Here is a 21,618-nt window from a genome sequence, read left to right on the forward strand (position 1 = left end):
AAGGCAAATAGGAGAGCTTGGCTTGGCTCAGTTTTTCGTAGTTGATTTTGACGAGCCGCATGTCGTTGCCGCGGGCAAAGGGTCGAGCAATATCATCAGCCATTTCACAAGGGTTCTTACCAAGCTGCAAGTCCCTGCTGAAGTTTTGCCTTTCCGGGAACTGATTGAGCGCGGCCCGACAACAGATCCGAAAAGCTATGTTTTGCTGCATTACAATGAGCTTTTCGTCGTTCAGCATCAAAAAGTAGACTGGCTGCGCGCACGTGAAACAGAGCTTGCTGCTCTGGGTCACAAGGTACTGCATTCCGTTGAACATGGGCGCGTCATTGGCCACAAAGTCCGCCAGAACAAGGTTTTGACGGTCGCGGGCGTTCCCATGCCTAGGTTGATTGAGGTGGGTGACAGTTTCGGAACTGTTTTTTCGAACGAAGTGTCAAACGCGCATGTTCCGGTCCAACTCGTGAGTGACGAAAGGGAATTGGATTCCACGCGGTACAACACCGATTACATCAATTGCAAATACGAATACAAAGGTAAGCCCTGGCATGTATCCATTCGTGCCATGGCGGTAGGCGAACAGGTCCTGTTTTCGTGGATAAGAGCCGGAAAAGGACTCAATGTCCGAACTCGGGGGACGCCGGTCGATGCTGAAATGCTAACACATTTTCACGACCTACTGATCAAACCCAATATTGACCAAATCCGCGACATCGCGAAAAACGTCAAGAATGCTGTGGGCGTCGGGCTTTACGCGCATGACATTCTTCCATGCGCAGAAACCGGGAAATTTTTTCTGTGTGAGACCAACTTCAAATTTTATGAGGGGATGTACCGGTTCCACATGCAGAGCATTGCTAAGGATCTGCCGACACCCGCGTATTTTAATGGTCGAACCGCCGGACGGCGTATCGCACGAGCTCTAGTCCACGAGTTGGATTTGCAGACCTGAGTCAGTTAGCGGGCGAAGCTCTGGTAATATTGAGCTTCGCCCCCCAACATCACTTGATGCGCTGACCGTTGGCCAGTATCTGGCCATCTTCCGTGAACTCGATTTTCGAGTTCAGCGTATCCGGTTCGTCGCCGGGTACGGCCATCAGGCCCATCATCATCCGCGCACCCATCGCGTCGCTTTCGCCGATCACGCCCATGGTGATCAGCGTGTCGATCAATGCGTTGGCGCCCGCCAGCTGAAGGTTCGCCACGCCGGCCGGGGTCGGCAGCCCGTCGAATTCCTCGGTGCTGGAATTGTCGAAAGTAAAGTCCGCGTCACCCGTCAATTTAGCTCCGACCATTGAGACCAGCAATTCGTTGATCTTCAGCGAGTTCAGCTCACCCGGTGCTTCGCCAGATGTTTCCAGAGCCTCGATGGCGGCCGGATCGAAGAAGTTCGTCAGGATTCTTGCGGTTCCGGTGGCGTCCAGCGCGATGGTTGCCGGGTCGCGCGGCAGGGCTCCTGCCGGGTCGAAGATGCTCCACAACACGTCCGACATGGTGAAATCGGTTACGTTGACCGACAGTCCAAAGGGCTGCTCTTCTTCCGATTGTTGCACCGGGAATTCGAACCCTAACCCTGTCTTGGCCATTGCCATCTCGATTGGGAAGGGCAGCTCGGCGGTAGTCACGGCGAGGTTTGCGCTGTTTTGTTCGACATCATAAGCCAGACGCTGATCATCCAAGCTGGCGCCGAACCGGCCACCTTCGGATTGGGTGGCCATCGAAAATGCCTGACCTTCGCTCGTCCCTTCAATCGCGGTCTGACCCGAAGCGTAAGTGAACAGACCCGAGAATGAGACCCCGCCGTTGAAGAAGGATTGCGGATCGGTGCCGTCGAAATCTTCGGGGATCACGCTGGTGCCTTCGAAGGTCAATTGGTTCATCGACCCGTTGATCTTGCCATCATCTGACCCTTCGGGATCGGTGAATCCCAGATCATAGGTCAGCCCGGCTGCGGTCATTTTCTGGTCCACTGTGCGGGTTTCGCCGATCTTCATCCGCGAATCTCCGGACAAGTCGGTCAGTTTGAAATCCATGGCCAGCATGTCGTTGGGCAGGGTCTCATCCTCGACCTGTACGCCACCCAGTTTCAGACCAAGTGTGGGCGCGGAATAGTCATAAGTCATATCGTCCGGTTGGCCCGAAACGACCATCTCAAGCCCGGTATGGTAGTACTCGATATCAACGGAAAACGCCTCGCCCTCTTCCTCACCGGACAGGGTCATGGGAAAGCTTTCGGGAAAACCGATGCTGACTGTGCCGTCACCATTTTCAGTCAGGGTCATCTGCGGGACGGTCATCTTGAACGATCCGTCCGTGTCCGGCGAAGACAAGGCAACATTCATATCGGTGATCGTGGTCACCCCGCCCGAGTTGGATTGTTCCGCCGAAACCGTATAGCCCATCTGGGACAGGTAGGCCTGCCAATCATCCCAAACCTGCTGGGCGGTGACATCGGCGAATGCGCCCTGAGTGACAACGGCATAGGCCAGAACTGCGCCGCTGCTGCGGCGGAGGAAAGCGGACATTTGAGAACCCTTCTTGATCAAATTTGGCGGCATCGTCGTGCCTGAGGCCGCAGGCGTCAAGGGGCAAGGGCTGGACCCTTTCCCCGTTGGCACGGTAAAGATTCACACAATCTAAAAACAACGGAGGTACAGGGTCCATATGCAGGGTAAAACCGTACTGATAACAGGGGCCAGTCGTGGCATCGGGGCCGAGGCGGGGCGCGTATTTGCCGCAGCGGGGGCAAATGTCGCGCTAGTGGCCCGTAACCTCGACCAGATTGATGCGCTGGCTGCTGCATTGGGTGACAATGCTATCGCGCTGCAATGCGATGTCAGCGATTTTGCGCAGGTCGAACAGGCCGTCGCGGATTGTATCGACCGTTTTGGCGGGTTGGACGTTTTGATCGGCAACGCGGGTGTAATTGATCCGATCTTTCACTTGTCCAATGCCGATGTCGCCGCGTGGAGCCAGGCAATCGACATCAACCTCAAAGGTGTCTTCTACGGAATGCGCGCCGCGTTGCCGGTTATGCGCGCGGCGGGTGGGGGCACGGTGATCACGGTTTCTTCGGGCGCGGCGACAAACCCGATCGAGGCGTGGAGCCACTACTGCGCCTCGAAAGCCGGGGCTAAAATGCTGACCGAATGCCTGCATCTTGAAAATTCAATGCACGGCATTCGTGCTATGGGCCTGTCGCCGGGCACCGTGGCCACGGATATGCAGCGGGTGATCAAGGCGAGCGGCATCAATGCCGTTAGCCAGCTGGATTGGGATGATCACATTCCCGCCGATTGGCCTGCACGGGCATTGCTGTGGATGTGTTCGACGGATGCAGATGAGTTTCTGGGCTCAGAAATCTCGCTGCGACGCGAAGATATCCGGCAAAGGGTAGGGCTGACGTGATCAAACTAACCAAGAAGGACGGGTTGTGGACGGTCACACTCAACAACCCGCAAAAGGCCAATGCACTGACCGAGGCGATGCTGAGTGAACTGGTTGAGATCGCCGAAGCTGCTAATGAGGCGCGGGCCCTGATCCTGACAGGTGAGGGTAAGGTGTTCAGCGCCGGGGCCGATCTGGATGAGGTCCGTGCGGGACTGGCGACCTCGGATCTTTGGGAGAGGTTGTCAGGCGCCATCGCGGCCTTGCCGTGTCTGACGGTGGCTGCTTTGAACGGGACGCTGGCGGGCGGTGCCAACGGGATGGTGCTGGCCTGTGACCTCCGAATCGCAGTGCCGCAAGCCAAGTTCTTTTATCCGGTGATGAAGCTAGGATTTTTGCCGCAACCCTCGGACCCGGTGCGTATGGCTGCCCTGATCGGGTCATCGCGCACCAAGATGATTCTGATGGCCGGGCAAAAGATCACGGCAGAGGAAGCGTACGGTTTCGGTCTGGTCGACCGGGTTGTCGACCCTGATCAACTGATGCCAACGGCGCATGAACTGGTGGCAGACAGCCTGGCCGCCGATCCCCGAATTGCCGCTGGAATCGCAAGGATGTGCCAATGAAATTGTCCGCCGTGCTTCTGCGTGTTGCCGACCCCAAGCAACTGACTGATTTTTATACGGATGTTCTGGGTATGACGGCGCGTGCGCAGGGGGCGAATTATCGCATTGGCTATGGTGGCCAGGACGCGGACCTGCTGCTGATGCCGGGTGGGGGCGGATATGCCCACGATGGTGGACAGCGGTATTGGAAGATCGGTATTACCGTGCCCGATGTTGACCTGGCCGTTTCTTATCTGCGTGAAAAAGGCGTCGAGGTCTCGGAGCCGAAACAGTTCCGCGACATCGGCTATATGTGCCACCTGAAAGACCCCGAAGGGTTTGTGATCGAGCTGCTGCAACACGACTTTCAGGGCAACCGTCCTGACAACGCAGCCGACCCTGCCGCACCATTCGCCAAAGCCTGCATCGGCCAGATCACCTTGCGGACAGGGGACATAGCCGCCGAGGATGCGTTCTGTCGGGCGCAAGGCATGCAACTGCTTTCAGTGCAGGATGTGGCCCAATACGGGTTCGACCTGCATTTCTATGCCTTCACCGATGATGTGCCGCCTAATCTGGACCTTTGGTCCGTTGAGAACCGCGAATGGCTTTGGAAACGTCCCTATACCACGCTGGAATTCCAGCACATCGCCGGGGCGCAGTTTGCGCCGGCTCCGGATTACAGGGGGTTAGAGGTTCAGGGGCTGTCGACGTCCCTGAGGGATGCTTTTGGTGATCCGGTGCGGCCTGGCTGATCAGCGCCCACGTCGCTTGCCTGGAACTTTCGACCGAAATCCGGGTGGTCGTTTGCGCACCCAGATCAGGAATTTTTCTAGTCGCGGATGGGCACGCAAGGCCTCGACCGTGTTGAAAGTGCGGGCCAATTCACCCTCGGTCAGGGTGGCGTGGATTTCTTTGTGGCAAATCACGTGCAGCAAAACCGTGGGTCCGCCCTTGCCCCCTTTGAGTTTTGGGATCAGATGGTGCAGGCTGCCGCCCCCATCCGGAATAGGGCGGTCACAAAGCGGGCAGATTGGATCGCTGTCTGACATGGCAGGTACAAATTTGCGCTGGATGGCGTGAAAGGCAAGGGGACAGACATGGCGCAGGCAGTGGTGATCGGGGCCGGACCCGCAGGCCTGATGGCGGCAGGGGAATTGACAGCTGCTGGCCATGACGTGCTGGTAGCCGAGGCCAAGCCATCAGTCGCACGCAAGTTTCTGATGGCGGGCAAGTCGGGTCTGAACCTGACCAAGGAAGAACCGTTCGAAACCTTCCTGCAGTCCTACGGAGAGGCGGCTGGTTGGCTGCGCCCGATGATTGCCGAATTCGACGCCGCTGGGGTGCAAGACTGGGCGCAGGGCTTGGGGCAAGAGCTGTTTACCGGCTCGACCGGGCGGGTTTTCCCGACAGTGATGAAAGCCTCGCCGCTGTTGCGCGCATGGCTGAGGCGGCTTGAGGGCGCGGGCGTTCGGATACAAACCCGCTGGCGTTGGTTGGGATGGGACGGCGATGCGCTGATTTTCGATACGTCTGAAGGTACACAGAGCCTGAAGCCGGATGTGACCATTCTGGCGCTGGGCGGGGCCAGCTGGGCGCGGTTGGGGTCAGACGGTCAATGGGCGGATACCTTGCGACAGAAAGGCGTCGCGCTGACACCCTTCGCCCCGGCGAATTCCGCCTTGTCCGTTGACTGGAGTCCCCACATGACCCCGCATTTCGGCGCGGCGCTGAAATCGGTGCGTTGGATGGCCGGAGAGCTGGACAGCCGCGGAGAAGCCACGATATCGGCAACGGGGCTTGAGGGCGGCGGGTTGTATTCTTTGACCCCGGCTTTGCGCGCCGGTGCGGACCTGTTAGTCGATCTTGTGCCCGATCTGGACGCAGTGGCGCTACAGTCTCGGTTGGATGCAAAGAAATCCAAGACCACACTGTCACAATGGCTGAAGAAGTCATTGAAGCTGCCGCGGCAAAAGATTGCGTTGTTCCATGAGATGTCGAAACGTTGTGGATTGCCGCAATCCTCTGAGGCCACTGCACTCAAACAACTTCCTGTTTCCGGGGCTGCCCTGCGCCCGATGGATGAAGCCATTTCAACGTCTGGTGGGGTCAGATGTACAGCGCTGGACGAGGGGCTAATGCTGACTGCAATGCCCGGCGTGTTCTGCGCCGGAGAGATGCTGGATTGGGAAGCTCCGACCGGGGGCTATCTGCTGACCGCTTGCATGGCGACTGGGCGATGGGCCGGGCGTTCGGCTGTGGATTGGTTGCGCACCGGTTAGCGGGATCGGGCCAGCATAGCCAGACGGATCATTGCGCGTTCCACCAGTGCCATGGCAGGCGCAGTCTGCCCAGCTGAGCGCAGTGACAGGTCAGTATCAGTCAGAACTGTCAGAGCCGTTTGCAACTTCGGTGCCCCCCAGCCCTGGGCCTGGCGTAAAATCCGGTCGCGGCGTTTGCCATAGACCGGTGGCCGCAGCTTACCGATGCCCTGTGCCGCCCCGCCGGGGTCCGAGGCACAGGCATACAATGTGCGAAAGTGCCGGGTTGCGCCGATACACAGGCTGACCGCATTGGTGCCCTGTGATTGCAGCCGTCGGATCAGCGGACCGATCTCTCCGGCGCGGCCTTCAGCGACCACGTTTAAAACATCATCCAACGCTGCCTCGGTCGAGCGGGGCGCGCAAGCTTCGATATCTTCGATGGCCAGTTCGGAACTGTCTCCACGTTTATAGAGCGACAGTTTTTCAATGGTTTGCGTGAAGTCTCCGGGGCTGATGCCGGTGGCCAGTTCAGCAACGGCAGACATCGAATCGCGAGGGATGTTCTGCAACCCGGCCTGAGTCAGAATGCGTTCGATCTCGGTCCGCGAGGGTGGGTCGTCATAGATGCCGACGGCATAGGCAGCGGGATGCGCCTCGAACGCCTTGCGGACTTTCGAGCTTGGTTTCAGCTGCCCGGCGGTGACGATGATCTGGGCATCACCGGGGGCCCAATCCTCGAACGCGGCGGTAATCGCCGGGGCGGCGGTGTCGGTGGTGTCTTCGACGAATACGGCGCGGGGGCCTGGGAAAAACCCCACGGCCTTGACCGCATCCAACAAAAGTGCGGGATCGCCGCGCAAATCCGTGCCCGGAATGCGGGTCAGGCGCATTTCCTCTTCGGCATTGGCGCCCAGAAGTGCCGACAGAACCTGCTGGCGTTTCAGTGCCACGCGCATCGTATCCGAACCATAAATCAAAAGCCCGGCCTTGTCGGTGTCGGGCCGGGCGAAATACCCTTCAGCCTCGCGCGGGCTGAGCTTCATGAACCAAGGCCTGGCGCAGCATAGAGTTCGTTTACGATCTGATCCGATAGGATCGCCATCAGGCGTTTGCGGGCGTCGCGTTCGTCCGCCAGCGTGGACACTGTCGATCCGGCGGCAGAATAGCTGACGAAATTCTCGACCGTGCTCGAGGCAATGACCTGACCGGTCTCGTTTGATTTGAGCGTGTAGCTCGACCTGCCTTCGATGGTATAGCGGTTGGTTTCGTTCGTCGAAGTGATCGCTGACCGCTGGAAAGCAATCGAGACGTTTACATTCAGATTGTATTCGCTGCCCGAGGTCGCGCTGCGCCCCAGCCGCTGTTCCAGATTTTGGACCAGCAAATAGGTGTCGACCGAGTTTGGCGCTGAAACGGCGACCTTGCCGTTCAGGGCCGCACCCGAACCACCGGGCGCGTAGACCGGTTCAAAGCCGCAGGCAGCCAACACCAGCGGTATCATCAACAGGATTCTGCGGTTAAACAACGACATTTACGATCCGGCCCGGGACAACAATAACCTTCTTAGGCGCATTGCCATCCAGCGCCTTTTGCACAGCTTCGGTGCTGAGCGCGATTTTTTCAACCTCGTCCTTGGCCAAATCCTTGGCCACGCTGATTTCCGCGCGGCGCTTGCCGTTGATCTGAATCGGCAGGGTCACCATGTCGTCGACCAGCATCGCCTGATCCGCAACGGGCCATGGGGCTACCGCCACCAAGCCTTCGCCGCCTTGATGTGCCCAGATGTCTTCTGCAAGGTGCGGCGTCATCGGCGACATCAGCTGCGCCAGCGTTTTTATTGCCTGCTTTTGCGCCGCAGCGCCAGCTTTGGATTTTGCCAGCGTATTGGTGAAGGCGTAGAGTTTCGCGATCGCTGCATTGAAGCCAAAGCTCTCAACGCCAAGGGTAACGTCGTGGATGGTCTTGTGCATCTCGCGCAAAAGCTCTTGATCGCCTTCCCCTTCGGCTGCTGGGTTCATGGCCCCGATCTTGTCGCAGAGGTTCCATACCCGGTTAAGGTGCTTATAGGCGGCCTCGGCCCCGGACGCGGTCCATTCCACATCGCGCTCGGGCGGCGAATCGGACAGCACGAACCAGCGCGCGGTGTCGGCACCGAACGCCGAGATAATGCTGACCGGGTCGACCACGTTCTTCTTGGATTTCGACATCTTGGCCGAAGGGATGATCTCGACCTCGGTGCCGTCTGCCAGTTTGCCGTCGGTCACATCCTCGGGCAGGTGATAGACCGGGCGGCCGTTTTCGTCGCGGGTCTGGTAAATCTCGTGGGTCACCATGCCTTGGGTGAACAGCGCATCGAAAGGTTCGATGGCCTTTTTGGGCAGATGGCCCGTGATGTTCATCGCCCGCGCGAAGAAGCGGGAATAGAGCAGGTGGAGAATCGCGTGCTCGATGCCGCCGATATACTGGTCCACATTCATCCAGTATTCGGCCTCGGCCAGATCAGTGGGCGTTTCGGCGCGCGGGGCGGTGAAGCGGGCGAAATACCACGACGAATCGACAAACGTATCCATCGTGTCGGTTTCGCGCTTGGCCGGGGCGCCGCAGTTCGGGCAGGAACAGTCGCGCCAGGTCGGATGACGGTCCAGCGGGTTGCCTGGTTTGTCAAAGGTGACATCATCGGGCAGGCGGACCGGCAGGTTCTCTTTCTTCTCGGGCACCACACCGCAGCTGTCGCAATGGACAACGGGAATCGGGCAACCCCAATAGCGCTGGCGGGAAAGGCCCCAGTCTCGCAGGCGGTATTTGGTGACGCCTTCGCCCCAGCCTGCCTTTTCGGCAAAATCCACGGTGGCGTTGATGGCCTCATCACCCGTGGCTTCGGTGAGACCCGCGAAATGGTTCACCCAACGGACTTTTTCGGTCTTGGGCGGCACGAAGGCGATCTTGTCGACCGGAGTGGCGTCATCCAGCGCAAAGAACGTATCGACCACGGGCAGGCCGTATTTGCGGCAGAAATCCAAGTCGCGCTGGTCATGCGCGGGGCAGGCAAAGATCGCGCCCGTGCCATAGTCCATCAGGATGAAGTTGGCGATCCAAACTGGCAGTTCCCAGCTTGGGTCCAGCGGGTGCTTGACGCGGATCCCGGTATCGTAACCCAGCTTTTCAGCCGTTTCGATGGCTTCTTCGGTGGTGCCACCTTTGCGACATTCAGCCACGAATTCAGCAACTTCGGGGTTCTCGGCTTCCAATTGCTTGGCAATCGGGTGATCCGGCGAGATGCCCACAAACGACGCGCCCAGCAGCGTGTCGGGGCGCGTCGTATAGACGGTGATCGGTTCGCCTCCGTCCGTGCGCTCGAACCCGAATTGCAGGCCGCGTGACTTGCCGATCCAGTTTTCCTGCATCAAGCGGACCTTTGCGGGCCAGTTTTCCAGCGTGTCCAGTGCGTCGAGCAGTTCCTCGGAATAGTCCGAAATCTTGAAGAACCATTGGGTCAACTCGCGGCGTTCAACCAACGCGCCCGAGCGCCAGCCGCGCCCTTGTTCCACCTGTTCGTTGGCCAGAACGGTCATGTCGACCGGGTCCCAATTCACAACGGCGTTCTTGCGGTAAACAAGCCCAGCATCGAGCATATCCAGAAACAACGCCTGTTGCTGGCCGTAATATTCTGGGTCACAGGTTGCAAACTCACGCGACCAATCGATCGACAGGCCCAATGGCTTCATTTGCCCCCGCATGTCGGCGATGTTCCCGTAGGTCCAGTCTTTGGGGTGGCCACCGATGGCCATGGCGGCATTTTCCGCGGGCATTCCGAAGGCGTCCCAACCCATCGGGTGCAATACGTTGTGGCCGGTCGCCAGTTTGTGTCGCGCGATCACGTCGCCCATCGTATAGTTGCGCACATGTCCCATATGGATTCGGCCCGACGGGTAAGGGAACATCTCAAGCACATAGTATTTCGGCTTGTCCGCCTTGTGGTTGGCGGTGAAGATTCCGGCCTTGTCCCAGGCCTCTTGCCATTTTGCTTCGATTTCGTTGGCCGAGTAGCGAGACATCGTACGGTCCTTCGTGAATGAAAACGCCGGGTAGGAACCCGGCGTGGTATTAGTGTGATTTTCGACGAGTTGCTAGAACTTGTTGTCCGCAATGCGCAACTGACGGGCGCGGGACAGGATTGCATCTTCGACTGCGCGGGTCGTGGCCGCACTGACCGGAGCGCCCCCACTGGTCTGCAGCGAGACCGACAGAGACCGCGCCGCCAGGGCCGGGTCGCTGATGTGAACCGTCGCGCGATATTGCCGCCCCCCACCCGGAGGTGTGCCGTACCCGGTCACGATTACCCCGGTAAAGGGATCAACTTCCTGAACCGGCAGGAAATTCAATACATCCAGCGACGCCGTCCAAAGATAGCGATTCACATTTGTGATCTGTTCAGCATTGGCCGTGTTGAACACATCCCAGATGGTCTCGCGATTCGGATCGTTGAGCTGGCGCTCATCGGTTTTACCCGCATCGAGATTCGTAGTGTACTCGGTTGGTGCGGCCCGATTCTGTCCGCAGGCGGACGCGGCAGCAGTCATTATGATCAAACCGAAAATCGTCTGCAGGCGCATTATCGACTGGTCCTGTTCACTTTGGTCAACGTTGTCAATTGTTACTCCTAGACAAGGACCCGTTCAGCAACAACCCTATTATTGTCACATATCAGTGGTCGTAGGGCTTACCGATGCCCAAAAACAGACTGTGGCATCCTTGCACCAATTTTCCCTCAATGCAGCCGAGTCATTTATGCCAAGCTTGCGTGTTGGGGGCAAAAAGAGCGAAACGGTTCCCGTGCTGAGACATGTGCTGAGGCATGTGTCGAGTAGAAAAACTTTTGAAACCGAGGGAAACAAGATGAAAAAAGTTCTCTTCGCATCGACAGCTCTGATTGCAACCGCAGGTGTTGCAGCGGCTGATTCCGGTGTAAACTTGAGCGGTTATGGCCGTTTCGGTATTGGCTACGTTGAAGATCGCGCCAATGCGACCGGCGTAACTGCTGCCACTCTGACCACCGTGAACGGCGGAACTACAGCAGGTGTCATCCCGACCTTTGCTGATTCCGACGACGCGATCCTGGTATCGCGCTTCCGTCTGAACATCGACGGTTTCACTGAAACCGACGGTGGCGTTCGCTTTGAAGGCCGTGTTCGTCTGCAAGCCGACGAAAACTCGTCGACCGGCGAAGCCAACTCCGCTGGCCTGAACGGCGCGCGCTTCTCGGTTATCTACGGTGGTCTGCGTGTTGACGCCGGCAACGTTGCCGGTTCGTTCGACAACCTGGCAAACTACTACGGTAACGAAGTTGGTCTGGAACTGTTCGCAGGTCAGTATTCGGGTGTTGACTACAGCTTCCTGTCGTACACCTCGACTGGTTCGGGTGCGAACGCAGTGTTCTTCCAGTACGCAGTTGGCGACTTCGCTTTCGGCGCATCGTATGACCAGCGCACCATCTTCCTGAACGACGGCCTGGGCGGCACCATCGACGCCGACCGTTGGGACGTGAGCGCGACCTACACCTTCAACAACATCACCGCAGCTATTGCTTATGGTCAAACTGACGCTGGTGTTTCGGGTGTTTCGGATCCAGAACTGCTGGTTTTCACCCTGGGTGCTGAATTCGGTGACTTCTCGGGTACCCTGTTCGTGGCTGACGAAGACAATACCGCTCCTGCTCTGATCGGTACTCGCTTCTATGAAACCGACGGCACCGCTTGGGGTGTGTCGGGTGCCTACAACCTGGGCGCAGCAACCACCCTGCTGTTCACCTACGGTGACGGTAGCGCGGACGCTGACCTTCAGCAGATTGCTATCGGCGCAAGCTATGACCTGGGCGGCGGCGCGTCGCTGGTCGGTGGTATCGGCCGCAACGATTGTTCGGTTTGCGAAGACTCCATCCAGGCTGACTTTGGTGCAATCTTCAACTTCTAAGTTGGGTTGAACCGCAAAGTTTAAGGGCAGGTCTTCGGACCTGCCCTTTTCTTTTTTGCCGACATGGTGTTTTCCTGCGCTGAAAGCAGATTGAGGAAGCTTATGTCGCTGCAAGATATCACTGCCCGTATTTCCAAAGCCGAAACTGCCGCCGGGCGACCTGCCGGTTCTGTCAAACTGATCGCCGTATCAAAAGTGCAGCCGAACGAACGTGTGCAGGCTGTTCTGGAGCAGGGCCATCGGTGTTTTGGTGAAAATCGGGTTCAAGAGGCCGTAGGTAAATGGCCGGGTTTCATGGAGCAGTTCGCCGACATTGATCTGCATCTGATCGGCCCGCTGCAAACCAACAAGGCCCGTCAAGCGATTGAGCTGGTCAACTCTATCCACTCGGTCGACCGGCCCAAGCTGGCCAAAACGCTGGCGCGGCTGGCACAAGAGGTCGGCACCTGCCCGGATCTGTTCATTCAGGTCAATACCGGGGAAGAGGATCAAAAGGCCGGTATCCTGCCTGCCGAGGCGGATGCGTTTATTGCAGAATGCCGTGGGCTGGACCTGCCGATCCAGGGATTGATGTGTATCCCACCTGTCGATGAGGAACCTTCACTGCATTTCGCACTGCTGGCGAAAATAGCTGAACGCAACGGCCTGACTGGTCTATCGATGGGTATGAGCGGTGATTTCGAACAAGCCATTGCGCTGGGGGCAACCCATGTGCGCGTGGGCTCGGCCATTTTTGGTGAACGGGTCAGGCCGCAGGAATAATTACACGCGTGCCAGGCGAAATCTGGCGCGCGATCCAATGCAGGTGGTCCCGGCGGAAGGCTACGCAACCCTCGGTCGGGAATCCCGGGCGGCGCCATTGGTGAACAAAGATCGCCGATCCGTGGCCCGGTATCGCATTGGGCCAGTTCCAATCGGTGATCAACACCAGATCATACAGCGGATCTGCGCGGCGCAGCTTTTCATGGCTAAAGTCATAGGGCGCGCTGACCAGATTATTGTACTGGTCGTCCCGCCCGTCATCCGACCAAAGATCGCGCGGACCGATGGGAATCGCCCAAGGGGCCGGTTTGGCCATGCGATCTGGCCGGTACAGCATCCCCACGATGTGATGTACGCCCGTGGGCGTGGCGCCATCCCCTTCGCGTTTTGCGTGGCTCAACCCACCTTTGCCGATTGTGCAGGGGAAGACACGCCCGGCAAATCGTACTCCGCGCGGTGTCAGGACCAGATCATTCGGCGTCACAGCAGATGCCCGGACTTGGCCGCCTTGGTCGCAAGATATCCGCGGTTATGGGCGGTTTCGCCAACCTTCAGCGGCACGCGCTCGGTCACGGCGATACCGGTCTTCTCCATCATCGCGATCTTTGCCGGGTTGTTGGTAAGCAATCGGACCGAGTTGAACCCCAAAGATTTCAGAATGTCCGAACCCAGCCGGAAATCCCGCTCATCATCCTCGAACCCTAACCGATGATTGGCTTCGACTGTGTCGAACCCCTGATCCTGCAGGAAATAGGCGCGCATCTTGTTGGCAAGGCCAATCCCGCGCCCTTCCTGGTTCAGATACAGCAGCACCCCGGCCCCTTCCGAACCCATCTGAGCCAGCGCACCACGCAATTGCGGACCGCAGTCGCATTTCAGACTGCCCATAAGGTCTCCGGTAAAACAGGCCGAATGCAAACGGGCCAAAACCGGTTTATCCCGATCAGGGCGGCCGATCTCGACTGCGTAATGTTCCTCGCCACCGTCTTCGGGGCGAAAAACGTGCAATCGACCGGCCTCGGATACTTCCATCGGCAGGCGGGCGGCAACCACAGCATGAAGCTCACTGCGATCGGCCAGATGTGGCGCAGCGCGGGTGTGGTCAATGCATGTCAGGCCATGTGCCGCTGCAAAGCCACGCCCATCCTCAATGGGCATCACAACGGCTGCGGGCAGCAATCGCGCCGACTTGGTGAGGGCGATTGCGATGCGGTGCAGGTTGGCGTTGCCCTGACGTTCGGTCATCAGGGGGCCCTTCATCGGAGCGTTCAGGTCGTCTGACGGATCGGCCACCGCCTGCACCCAGGTCATATCGGCATCGGCAGGGATAACCACACGCGCCAGATCGCCATCATAAGACCGGGCCTTCAGCGTCTCCGCCCGCCGCACAGTGACAGCAACCACCGGGTCGCCACCAAGCCCGCGCAGATCCGCGAGCCGTTGCGCGCTCAGGGTCTCAGCCGCGATGGCCAGCACGCTGAACCCGCTGTCGTCGGTCAATGCGACGGGAACCCCCATGCGCAGATCGGCGCGGGCCCGCGCCAGCAATTCTGAAATATCCGGGATCAGACTCATTTATGTTACCCTGTAACGTTCAAGCCTTCCTGTAGCCTGATACGGCAGAAATGTGAAACATTTCCTCTACCTTGGACACGAGGGCGTGAGACAATTGCAGCAAACCTTGTTGATTGCATCTTCCGCGCGCAAGTGGTGGAAAAGGCTTAGGAGGACCGCACATGGCTCAGCTCAAGAAAATTCTGCTGGTGGATGATGACGAAGACCTGCGCGAGGCGCTTAGCGAGCAACTCGTGATGACTGAGGATTTCGACGTGTTCGAAGCCCATGACGGTCAGTCCGCGATGGAGCGGGCGCGTGAAGCGATTTACGATCTGGTCATTCTGGACGTTGGTCTGCCGGATACCGATGGGCGCGAGCTGTGCCGCCTGATGCGCAAGCAAGGTGTAAAAAGCCCGATTCTGATGCTGACCGGCCATGACAGCGACGCAGATACCATCCTGGGCCTGGATGCAGGTGCCAACGACTATGTCTCGAAACCGTTCAAGTTTCCCGTGCTGCTGGCCCGTATCCGTGCCCAGCTGCGCCAGCATGAGCAATCCGAGGATGCGGTGTTTGTTCTGGGGCCGTACACGTTCAAGCCTGCGATGAAGATGCTGATCACCGAAGAAGATCGCAAAATCCGGCTGACCGAAAAAGAAACCAATATTCTCAAGTTCCTGTACCGCTCGACCGATGGTGTGGTCGCGCGCGACGTACTGCTCCATGAGGTCTGGGGTTATAACGCCGGTGTCACCACCCACACGTTAGAGACGCATATCTACCGTCTGCGCCAGAAAATCGAGCCCGATCCGTCAAATGCGCGCCTTTTGGTCACAGAATCGGGTGGATATCGCTTGGTCTCTTAACTCGTTGTGGATTGACGTGGATCAAAGTGATACTCTGGATACGTAATTAGATTACTCCCAACCCGCGCATGTCCGGGTTATGACATGCACCTCCCTGTTGGACTGCCGGGCCTGATGGCCCGGCCTTTTTTTGAAACAAGCTGGGTCGAAGATACAAATCCGATGGCCAGATTTGCTCACTCAAGCACAGTTTAGCTGGTGCCGTCGTTTTCCAGAACGGTACCGTAGGTTATGCCGCTGCGTAGGCTGCGAAAATCAGCATAAATCTTGCCATCTTCAAATGTGGCATCGATCAACCCGTTGACCTGGCGGTCTTCTCCGACCCGGGTTTCAACCATGGCGATTGAACCAGTGCCATCGCGGCTGATTGTCCCGGTAACCTGCCCTTCGTTCCACCGGTCCGAGCCGATCCGGCTCCATTTGCTGGTTCCCCAGAACGCATTGTCCTGCTGTTGTTTGATCTCAAGAACCCACTCAGATTGATTAAAACGCGGGGCTCCGTCGCTGTGTTCGTTGGGCAGGGCCGCAACGGTGTGGGTGCCGCTCCAGACGCCGCGCAGATCAGGTGTGTTTTCCGCAACTGCATGGGTTGCAAAGGCAAGGGTGCTGGCCAGCGCGGCAGCGCCAAGTGTCTTGAATCTGGTCATGGTTTCCTCCGTTTTCTAGTCACAAATGTTGGGAACCGCTGATCTGATTTCCATGCTGGCGACGAAACATAAACAGGATTTAACCTGCGCTTTATGTTGCGAACGGTGTGGTGGATTGAGCCCGTTTGCCCTCAAAACCAAAAACTGGCTCAGGACAATTTTTTCTCGTGGCACCGGCGGATACGCCACGCTAACTTGCGCCAATTGCGACAGAGGAATCCCCCATGCCCTTTACCCTTGCCACCTGGAACATCAACTCGGTCCGCCTGCGCGAGCCTATCGTGCTGAAATTGCTGCAGGAGGAAGCGCCGGATGTTCTGTGTCTGCAGGAGTGCAAGTCGCCGGTCGAAAAGATCCCGACCGAAGGGTTTGCGGAACTGGGCTATACCCACATGGTTGCACGTGGACAAAAGGGCTATAACGGCGTCGCGATCTTGTCTCGGCTACCGATGGAAGAGGTCGGCGACAAGGATTTCGCGGGTCTCGGTCACGCGCGACACATTGCCGGACGGTTGGAAAACGGGGTCACAATCCACAATTTCTATGTCCCCGCAGGTGGCGACGTGCCGGACCGCGAAAAGAATGAGAAGTTCGGGCAAAAGCTCGATTACCTCAGCGACATGCGCGATTGGTTCCATGCGGAAAAGCCGGAAAAATCCATTCTGGTGGGGGATCTGAACATCGCCCCGCGCGAGGATGACGTCTGGTCGCACAAACAACTGCTCAAGGTTGTTTCGCACACACCGATCGAGGTCGAAGCGCTGGCTGAAACCCAGGATGCGGGCGCTTGGGTTGATATCACCCGCCAGGATATTCCCGAGGGGCAATTGTACAGTTGGTGGTCCTATCGCGCGCGCGATTGGGACGCCGCTGACAAGGGGCGGCGGCTGGATCACGTCTGGGCCACGCCCGATATCTCGAACGCGGGCCACTCCAGCCGAGTCCTGCGCGACGCGCGCGGATGGGAAAAACCAAGCGACCACGCACCCGTTTTTGCCAGTTTTGACCTGTAATTACGCAACTCTGCCCTTGGTTTCCGCTGCCAGCGGTTGCATATAGGGCGCAAGTTCGAACCGGAGAGTGAAAACCATGGATCTTCTGAACGCCGCAGCCAGCCCCGAGGCCACCGATCTGATCAAGGACGGGTCCGAGGCGACCTTTATGGTCGACGTGGTCGAGGCCTCTCAGGAAACGCCTGTCATCGTTGATTTCTGGGCGCCGTGGTGCGGGCCATGCAAGACGCTGGGGCCCGCCCTGGAAGAAGCTGTAACCGCTGCCAAGGGTGCGGTGAAGATGGTCAAGATCAACGTGGATGAGGCGCAGATGATCGCGTCGCAAATGCGCATTCAGTCGATCCCGACCGTTTATGCCTTTTTCAAAGGTCAGCCCATCGACGGGTTTCAAGGCGCTCAGCCGGGTTCGGAAATCAAGGCTTTTGTTGATCGTGTGATCGAAGCCGCGGGCGGCGAAAGCCCCGGTGGGCAGCTGGATGACGCAGTCGAAGCTGCCGAAGATATGCTGGCCGATGGCGCCGCTGTTGATGCGGCCCAAACCTTTGCTGCGATTTTGGGCGAAGATCCGAACCATGCCGGGGCTTACGGCGGGCTGGTTCGCGCACACATCGCGTCAGGCGATTTGGAACAGGCCGAAGCCATTCTGAACGGCGCACCTGCCGAGATTTCTACCTCGGCCGAGGTGGAGGCGGCGCATGCGCAGCTGGAACTGGCCAAGCAGGCCGCTGATGCCGGTCCGGTGGCCGAACTGACCGCTGCGGTCGAGGCTGATCCCGACAACCTTCAGGCCCGGTTCGATCTGGCGCAGGCACTGCACGCCAATGGCAATGTGGAGGAGGCCGTGGCGCAGTTGCTGGACCTGTTCCGCCGTGATCGCGAATGGAATGACGGTGCCGCCAAGGCGCAGCTGTTCACCGTCTTCGACGCGCTAAAACCCAATGATCCGATCGTTCTGAACGGGCGGCGCAAGCTCAGCTCGATGATATTTGCCTAATTCGGGATCAGAGCTACACTCGGATACATGATGCATCCCGCTGATCTGCCGGAAACGGTATCCGTTTTTCCATTGCCGGGGGCGCTGTTGTTGCCCCGCTCGCGCCTGCCGCTGCATATTTTCGAGCCGCGCTATCTGCAGATGCTGGACGACGCACTGAAAACGCAGGAGCGGCTGATCGGCATGGTGCAGCCGAACCCATGTCACAGCAACGAAGATAAGCTGCACCAGATCGGCTGTGCTGGGCGTGTGACGCAGTTTTCGGAAACCGAAGATGGCCGTTACCTGATTACCCTGACCGGGATTTCACGGTTCCGCGTCCAATCCGAGTTGGACGCCTTTACGCCTTACCGGCGCTGTGCCGTGTCGTGGGGTGGGTTTGATCGGGATTTGGGCCGGGCCGAGATGGACGATAGTTTCGACCGCAGCGCATTTTTGGGCTTGTTGGAACGGTTTTTCGCCTCGCGCCAGCTTTCGACCGATTGGGATACGTTGAAAGACGCAGATGATGAGTTGCTGGTGAATTCACTGTCGATGCTGCTGGATTTCGATCCCGAGGAAAAACAAGCGCTGCTTGAGGCCCCCTGTCTGCGCACCCGGCGCGAGACACTAACGACACTGATAGAATTCGCCATGCGCGGCGGCACGAATGAGGAAAAACTGCAATGACCGAACCCCAACACCCTTTCGACCGGCATATGCTTGAGGCTCTGATTTGTCCGCAGACACACACGACTTTGCACTACGATGCCGACAAGCAGGAACTGGTGTCCAAGGCGGCCAATCTGGCCTTTCCGATCCGAAATGGGATCCCGGTGATGTTGGTCGATGAGGCGCGAGAACTAGACTAAATCGCGCGACCCTGCAGCAGTTTTGGCAGGTCTCCGGTCAGCCCGGCGGCCTCACGCACGAAGCCACGGCGCAGGCCGGGCAGCGATCCCACAATTCCCATTCCAATGTCGCGTCCGATCCGCAGCAGTGGGTTGTCGTTGGAAAACAGCTTGTTGAACACGTCTGTCGCCATAGCCAGCGCCGCCGTGTCGAACCGCCGCCATTCCTGATAGCGTTCCAGCACCAGGACAGATCCGATATCCTCGCCGCGCCGTCCGGCCAGTGTTAGCACCTCGGCAAGAGCCCCGACATCGCGCAGACCCGCGTTCAGGCCTTGCCCCGCGATGGGGTGCATGCCGTGGGCGGCGTCTCCGACCAGGGCCATTCGGTCGCCAATGAAGGAATTGGCGATGGTCAGGTTCAGCGGATAGGTGAACCGGTCGCCCTGCAGGCGGATATCGCCCAGAAAATCTCCGAACCGGGGGCGCAGGACCTGCAGGTACTCGTCTTCGGGCAGGGTGTTGATGTGCTGGGCCGTCTCGGTCCGTTCGCTCCAGACGATCGAACTGCGATTGCCGGTCAGGGGCAGAATGGCTAGCGGGCCGGGTGGCATGAAGAACTGGTGGGCAACGCCGTGGTGGGGCAGGTCATGTTCGATGGCGCAGACCAGTGCGGTCTGGCCGTAATCCCAGCCAGTACGCTTGATGCCCGCCCGCGTGGCGGTCCCGCTGCGGCGACCGTCGCAACCGACCAGCATTGAACCGGTCAGTGTGGTGCCGTCGTCCAAGGTCAGCGTCACGCCGGTCGCATCGCAATCCTGCGCGACAACGGTTCTGCCGCTGATTTCTGTGATGCCTTTTTCCTCGGCCATGGCGCTCATAAAGGCGCGGCGCAGGTGGCGGTCTTCGACCATGTAGCCCATCGGACCTTCTTCGATCTCGGCATGGTCGAAATGCATGAAGAACGGGGATGGCCCAACGCCTGCATGCCCATCGGTCACCTTGATTTCCAACATCGGCTGGGCGTGTTCGGCCACGCGATCCCAGACCCCGATCGCATCCAACAACCTTTGCGAGGCTAGCGCCAGCGCATAGGCACGCCCATCAAAGGCTGCGTTCTTGCGCACTTTTTCCGCCAGCGCGTCAATCACGGTGACCGAATGGCCGGTCTGCGCCAGTGCCAAAGCCAATGCCGGGCCGTTCAGGCCGCCGCCCACGATCAGGATATCCGAGGTTTGTTCCATGCCCCGCAATATGCGCGCCCATTCGGGATTGTCCATGTGCGGTCCTGTCGCTACCGTCCGTCAAAGCGCAATTTTTTCAAGGGGGCGGTGATGCAGGATTGGCTGACCATGACGGCGTGTGATCTGGGTCGGGGCATCGGTATGGGGCGGATTGACCCGGCGGAATTGACCGAAACATACCTGTCGGCCATCGACGAACATCCCCACAGCGACCGAATCTATGCCCGTGTCACCCATGATCGCGCCAGGTCTGAGGCGGCAGCGGCGCAAGCCCGCGCCAAGCTGGGGCGGCGCCTGTCGCTTTTGGATGGGGTGCCGATCAGTTGGAAAGACCTGTTCGACACTGCCGGTATCGGAACCGAGTCCGGGTCGGCCCTGCTGAATGGTCGGGTGCCGGAAACTGACGCGGTCGTGGTGCGCAACGCCACCGCATTGGGGGCGGTCTGTCTGGGCAAAACCCATATGAGCGAGCTGGCCTTTTCCGGCCTCGGCCTGAACCCAATTACTGGCACGCCGCCCTGCGTCGATGATGTAGAGGCGGTGCCGGGTGGATCCTCGTCTGGTGCCGGGGCATCGGTGGCCTGGGGATTGGCGGCTGGCGGGATCGGCTCGGACACCGGCGGATCGGTCCGCATCCCCGCGGCCTGGAACAACTTGGTGGGGCTGAAAACTACCGCCGGACGGATCAGCCTGGAAGGTGTAGTGCCTTTGTGCCTGCGATTCGACACCGCCGGTCCGCTGACCCGGTCGGTTGAGGATGCCGCGCATATGCTGGCGCTGTTGGAAGGAGGCACACCGGCGGACCTGCGGGGGGCCAGCCTGAAAGGTCGGCGCTTTGCTGATCTGCAGAACGTCGCCAAGGACGACCTGCGCGATGCGCCCCGCAAAGCTTTTGACGACGCTGTTGACCGGTTGCGCGATGCTGGCGCGGAAATCGTGCCATTGGAAGTGCCCGAACTGGATGAGGCGATGGGGCTTTCGGGCATTCTCTACACCACCGAAGCCTATGGTTTGTGGCGCGACGTGATCGAGGCCAACCCAGACGCCATGTATCCCGAAATTCTGGCTCGGTTCCGTGCAGGCAAAGATACCTCTGGCCCCGATTACGTCGCCGCATGGTCCAAACTGAAAGCCTGCCGGGCCGCTTGGGATGCGGCAACCTCTGGCTTTGACGCCGTTCTGGCCCCGACAGCCCCGATTCTGCCACCGAATCTGGAGCGGTTGATGACGGATCACGACTATTACGTTACCGAAAACCTGCTGGCGCTGCGCAATACGCGGATTGGCAACCTGATGGGGCTTGCAGCCCTGACCCTGCCCACCGGCACCCCCGGTTGTGGGCTGATGATGTTAGGTTATCCGGGCTCGGAAGAAGTGCTTTTGCGACTTGGATCAGCAGCCGAAGCAGCATTGGCCTGAATGCCACAATCCCCTGATTCGGCACCTCTTTGTCTGGACGAAGCGGGGTGCGGCCTGTAATCT

Annotated in this window: 23 protein-coding genes; 13 read left to right on the forward strand and 10 right to left on the reverse strand. The window is 58.9% G+C overall.

What is annotated here, in order from left to right; all coding sequences use genetic code 11:
* Nucleotides 1–22 precede the first annotated feature (22 nt).
* Nucleotides 23–949 carry a hypothetical protein gene (locus tag ACR0M2_RS10665; protein ID WP_480705022.1) on the forward strand — a complete coding sequence of 309 codons (927 nt, stop codon included), beginning with the start codon at nucleotides 23–25 and terminating at the stop codon, nucleotides 947–949.
* 49 nt (nucleotides 950–998) lie between these two features.
* On the opposite strand, the gene ACR0M2_RS10670 is transcribed toward ACR0M2_RS10665, so the two are convergent.
* Entirely contained in the window at nucleotides 999–2,522 is a 1,524-nt protein-coding gene (locus ACR0M2_RS10670; protein ID WP_480705024.1) for a DUF2125 domain-containing protein, read from the reverse strand.
* 139 nt (nucleotides 2,523–2,661) lie between these two features.
* On the opposite strand from ACR0M2_RS10670, the gene ACR0M2_RS10675 reads away from it, so the two are divergent.
* From ACR0M2_RS10675 to ACR0M2_RS10685, 3 genes are read left to right on the forward strand one after another with little or no spacing between them, the layout of a single operon-like run.
* Nucleotides 2,662–3,405 carry an SDR family oxidoreductase gene (locus tag ACR0M2_RS10675; RefSeq protein ID WP_170351063.1) on the forward strand — a complete coding sequence of 248 codons (744 nt, stop codon included), beginning with the start codon at nucleotides 2,662–2,664 and terminating at the stop codon, nucleotides 3,403–3,405.
* Nucleotides 3,402–4,010 carry an enoyl-CoA hydratase/isomerase family protein gene (locus ACR0M2_RS10680; protein ID WP_226689243.1) on the forward strand — a complete coding sequence of 203 codons (609 nt, stop codon included), beginning with the start codon at nucleotides 3,402–3,404 and terminating at the stop codon, nucleotides 4,008–4,010. Before ACR0M2_RS10675 ends, ACR0M2_RS10680 begins: the two co-directional genes overlap by 4 nt.
* Nucleotides 4,007–4,744: a VOC family protein gene (locus ACR0M2_RS10685; RefSeq protein ID WP_480705026.1), complete on the forward strand. Its 738-nt coding sequence runs from the start codon at nucleotides 4,007–4,009 to the stop codon at nucleotides 4,742–4,744. The genes ACR0M2_RS10680 and ACR0M2_RS10685 overlap by 4 nt, the downstream gene beginning before the upstream one ends.
* On the opposite strand, the gene ACR0M2_RS10690 is transcribed toward ACR0M2_RS10685, so the two are convergent.
* On the reverse strand, nucleotides 4,745–5,041 hold the full coding sequence (locus ACR0M2_RS10690) for an HNH endonuclease (RefSeq protein WP_425081799.1): 297 nt from the start codon (nucleotides 5,039–5,041) through the stop codon (nucleotides 4,745–4,747).
* A 48-nt stretch (nucleotides 5,042–5,089) separates the two neighbouring features.
* Here ACR0M2_RS10690 and ACR0M2_RS10695 point away from each other — a divergent pair, with 48 nt between their 5' ends.
* Nucleotides 5,090–6,271 (forward strand): TIGR03862 family flavoprotein, encoded by a 1,182-nt coding sequence (locus ACR0M2_RS10695; protein ID WP_480705027.1) that lies wholly within the window; start codon nucleotides 5,090–5,092, stop codon nucleotides 6,269–6,271.
* Here ACR0M2_RS10695 and holA read toward each other — a convergent pair.
* The 4 genes from holA to ACR0M2_RS10715 all read right to left on the reverse strand — a co-directional run bounded on the left by holA (nucleotide 6,268) and on the right by ACR0M2_RS10715 (nucleotide 10,866).
* Nucleotides 6,268–7,296 (reverse strand): DNA polymerase III subunit delta, encoded by a 1,029-nt coding sequence (gene holA / locus ACR0M2_RS10700; protein ID WP_480705029.1) that lies wholly within the window; start codon nucleotides 7,294–7,296, stop codon nucleotides 6,268–6,270. The two genes, ACR0M2_RS10695 and holA, sit on opposite strands and share 4 nt — an antisense overlap.
* Nucleotides 7,293–7,784, reverse strand: coding sequence for an LPS assembly lipoprotein LptE (gene lptE, locus ACR0M2_RS10705; RefSeq protein ID WP_480705030.1), 492 nt, complete (start codon nucleotides 7,782–7,784; stop codon nucleotides 7,293–7,295). Before lptE ends, holA begins: the two co-directional genes overlap by 4 nt.
* Complete coding sequence (leuS, locus tag ACR0M2_RS10710; protein WP_480705032.1) at nucleotides 7,771–10,308, reverse strand: leucine--tRNA ligase; 2,538 nt, start codon at nucleotides 10,306–10,308, stop codon at nucleotides 7,771–7,773. Before leuS ends, lptE begins: the two co-directional genes overlap by 14 nt.
* A 72-nt stretch (nucleotides 10,309–10,380) precedes the next feature.
* Nucleotides 10,381–10,866, reverse strand: coding sequence for a DUF3576 domain-containing protein (locus ACR0M2_RS10715; protein WP_480705034.1), 486 nt, complete (start codon nucleotides 10,864–10,866; stop codon nucleotides 10,381–10,383).
* Between the two features lie 283 nt (nucleotides 10,867–11,149).
* Between ACR0M2_RS10715 and ACR0M2_RS10720 the strand changes: the two genes are divergently transcribed.
* Together ACR0M2_RS10720 and ACR0M2_RS10725 are read left to right on the forward strand one after the other, a co-directional pair.
* Nucleotides 11,150–12,223 carry a porin gene (locus tag ACR0M2_RS10720; protein ID WP_170351137.1) on the forward strand — a complete coding sequence of 358 codons (1,074 nt, stop codon included), beginning with the start codon at nucleotides 11,150–11,152 and terminating at the stop codon, nucleotides 12,221–12,223.
* A 102-nt stretch (nucleotides 12,224–12,325) separates the two neighbouring features.
* The gene (locus tag ACR0M2_RS10725; protein WP_170553148.1) at nucleotides 12,326–12,985 is read left to right on the forward strand and encodes a YggS family pyridoxal phosphate-dependent enzyme; all 660 of its coding nucleotides are present in this window, start codon (nucleotides 12,326–12,328) and stop codon (nucleotides 12,983–12,985) included.
* On the opposite strand, the gene ACR0M2_RS10730 is transcribed toward ACR0M2_RS10725, so the two are convergent.
* Together ACR0M2_RS10730 and ribA are read right to left on the reverse strand one after the other, a co-directional pair.
* Nucleotides 12,969–13,469, reverse strand: a complete 501-nt coding sequence (locus tag ACR0M2_RS10730) for a L,D-transpeptidase family protein (protein WP_480705036.1) — start codon at nucleotides 13,467–13,469, stop codon at nucleotides 12,969–12,971. The genes ACR0M2_RS10725 and ACR0M2_RS10730 overlap by 17 nt on opposite strands.
* Nucleotides 13,466–14,560 carry a GTP cyclohydrolase II gene (gene ribA / locus ACR0M2_RS10735; RefSeq protein WP_480705038.1) on the reverse strand — a complete coding sequence of 365 codons (1,095 nt, stop codon included), beginning with the start codon at nucleotides 14,558–14,560 and terminating at the stop codon, nucleotides 13,466–13,468. The genes ACR0M2_RS10730 and ribA overlap by 4 nt, the downstream gene beginning before the upstream one ends.
* Before the next feature lie 161 nt (nucleotides 14,561–14,721).
* On the opposite strand from ribA, the gene ACR0M2_RS10740 reads away from it, so the two are divergent.
* Nucleotides 14,722–15,408, forward strand: coding sequence for a response regulator transcription factor (locus ACR0M2_RS10740; RefSeq protein ID WP_058283107.1), 687 nt, complete (start codon nucleotides 14,722–14,724; stop codon nucleotides 15,406–15,408).
* Between the two features lie 191 nt (nucleotides 15,409–15,599).
* On the opposite strand, the gene ACR0M2_RS10745 is transcribed toward ACR0M2_RS10740, so the two are convergent.
* Nucleotides 15,600–16,055: a hypothetical protein gene (locus ACR0M2_RS10745; RefSeq protein WP_170362350.1), complete on the reverse strand. Its 456-nt coding sequence runs from the start codon at nucleotides 16,053–16,055 to the stop codon at nucleotides 15,600–15,602.
* A 224-nt stretch (nucleotides 16,056–16,279) separates the two neighbouring features.
* Here ACR0M2_RS10745 and ACR0M2_RS10750 point away from each other — a divergent pair, with 224 nt between their 5' ends.
* From ACR0M2_RS10750 to ACR0M2_RS10765, 4 genes are all read left to right on the forward strand, one after another.
* The gene (locus ACR0M2_RS10750; protein ID WP_480705040.1) at nucleotides 16,280–17,068 is read left to right on the forward strand and encodes an exodeoxyribonuclease III; all 789 of its coding nucleotides are present in this window, start codon (nucleotides 16,280–16,282) and stop codon (nucleotides 17,066–17,068) included.
* A gap of 76 nt (nucleotides 17,069–17,144) precedes the next feature.
* Nucleotides 17,145–18,062 (forward strand): thioredoxin, encoded by a 918-nt coding sequence (trxA, locus tag ACR0M2_RS10755; RefSeq protein WP_480705042.1) that lies wholly within the window; start codon nucleotides 17,145–17,147, stop codon nucleotides 18,060–18,062.
* A gap of 27 nt (nucleotides 18,063–18,089) precedes the next feature.
* The gene (locus ACR0M2_RS10760; RefSeq protein ID WP_170362347.1) at nucleotides 18,090–18,731 is read left to right on the forward strand and encodes an LON peptidase substrate-binding domain-containing protein; all 642 of its coding nucleotides are present in this window, start codon (nucleotides 18,090–18,092) and stop codon (nucleotides 18,729–18,731) included.
* Nucleotides 18,728–18,913, forward strand: a complete 186-nt coding sequence (locus ACR0M2_RS10765; RefSeq protein WP_170351047.1) for a Trm112 family protein — start codon at nucleotides 18,728–18,730, stop codon at nucleotides 18,911–18,913. The genes ACR0M2_RS10760 and ACR0M2_RS10765 overlap by 4 nt, the downstream gene beginning before the upstream one ends.
* On the opposite strand, the gene ACR0M2_RS10770 is transcribed toward ACR0M2_RS10765, so the two are convergent.
* The gene (locus ACR0M2_RS10770) at nucleotides 18,910–20,172 is read right to left on the reverse strand and encodes an FAD-dependent monooxygenase (protein ID WP_254429603.1); all 1,263 of its coding nucleotides are present in this window, start codon (nucleotides 20,170–20,172) and stop codon (nucleotides 18,910–18,912) included. The genes ACR0M2_RS10765 and ACR0M2_RS10770 overlap by 4 nt on opposite strands.
* Nucleotides 20,173–20,226: 54 nt before the next feature.
* On the opposite strand from ACR0M2_RS10770, the gene ACR0M2_RS10775 reads away from it, so the two are divergent.
* Nucleotides 20,227–21,555 (forward strand): amidase, encoded by a 1,329-nt coding sequence (locus tag ACR0M2_RS10775; protein ID WP_480705044.1) that lies wholly within the window; start codon nucleotides 20,227–20,229, stop codon nucleotides 21,553–21,555.
* The last annotated feature ends 63 nt before the right edge of the window (nucleotides 21,556–21,618 follow it).

The organism is Ruegeria sp. BE10 (assembly GCF_056538905.1).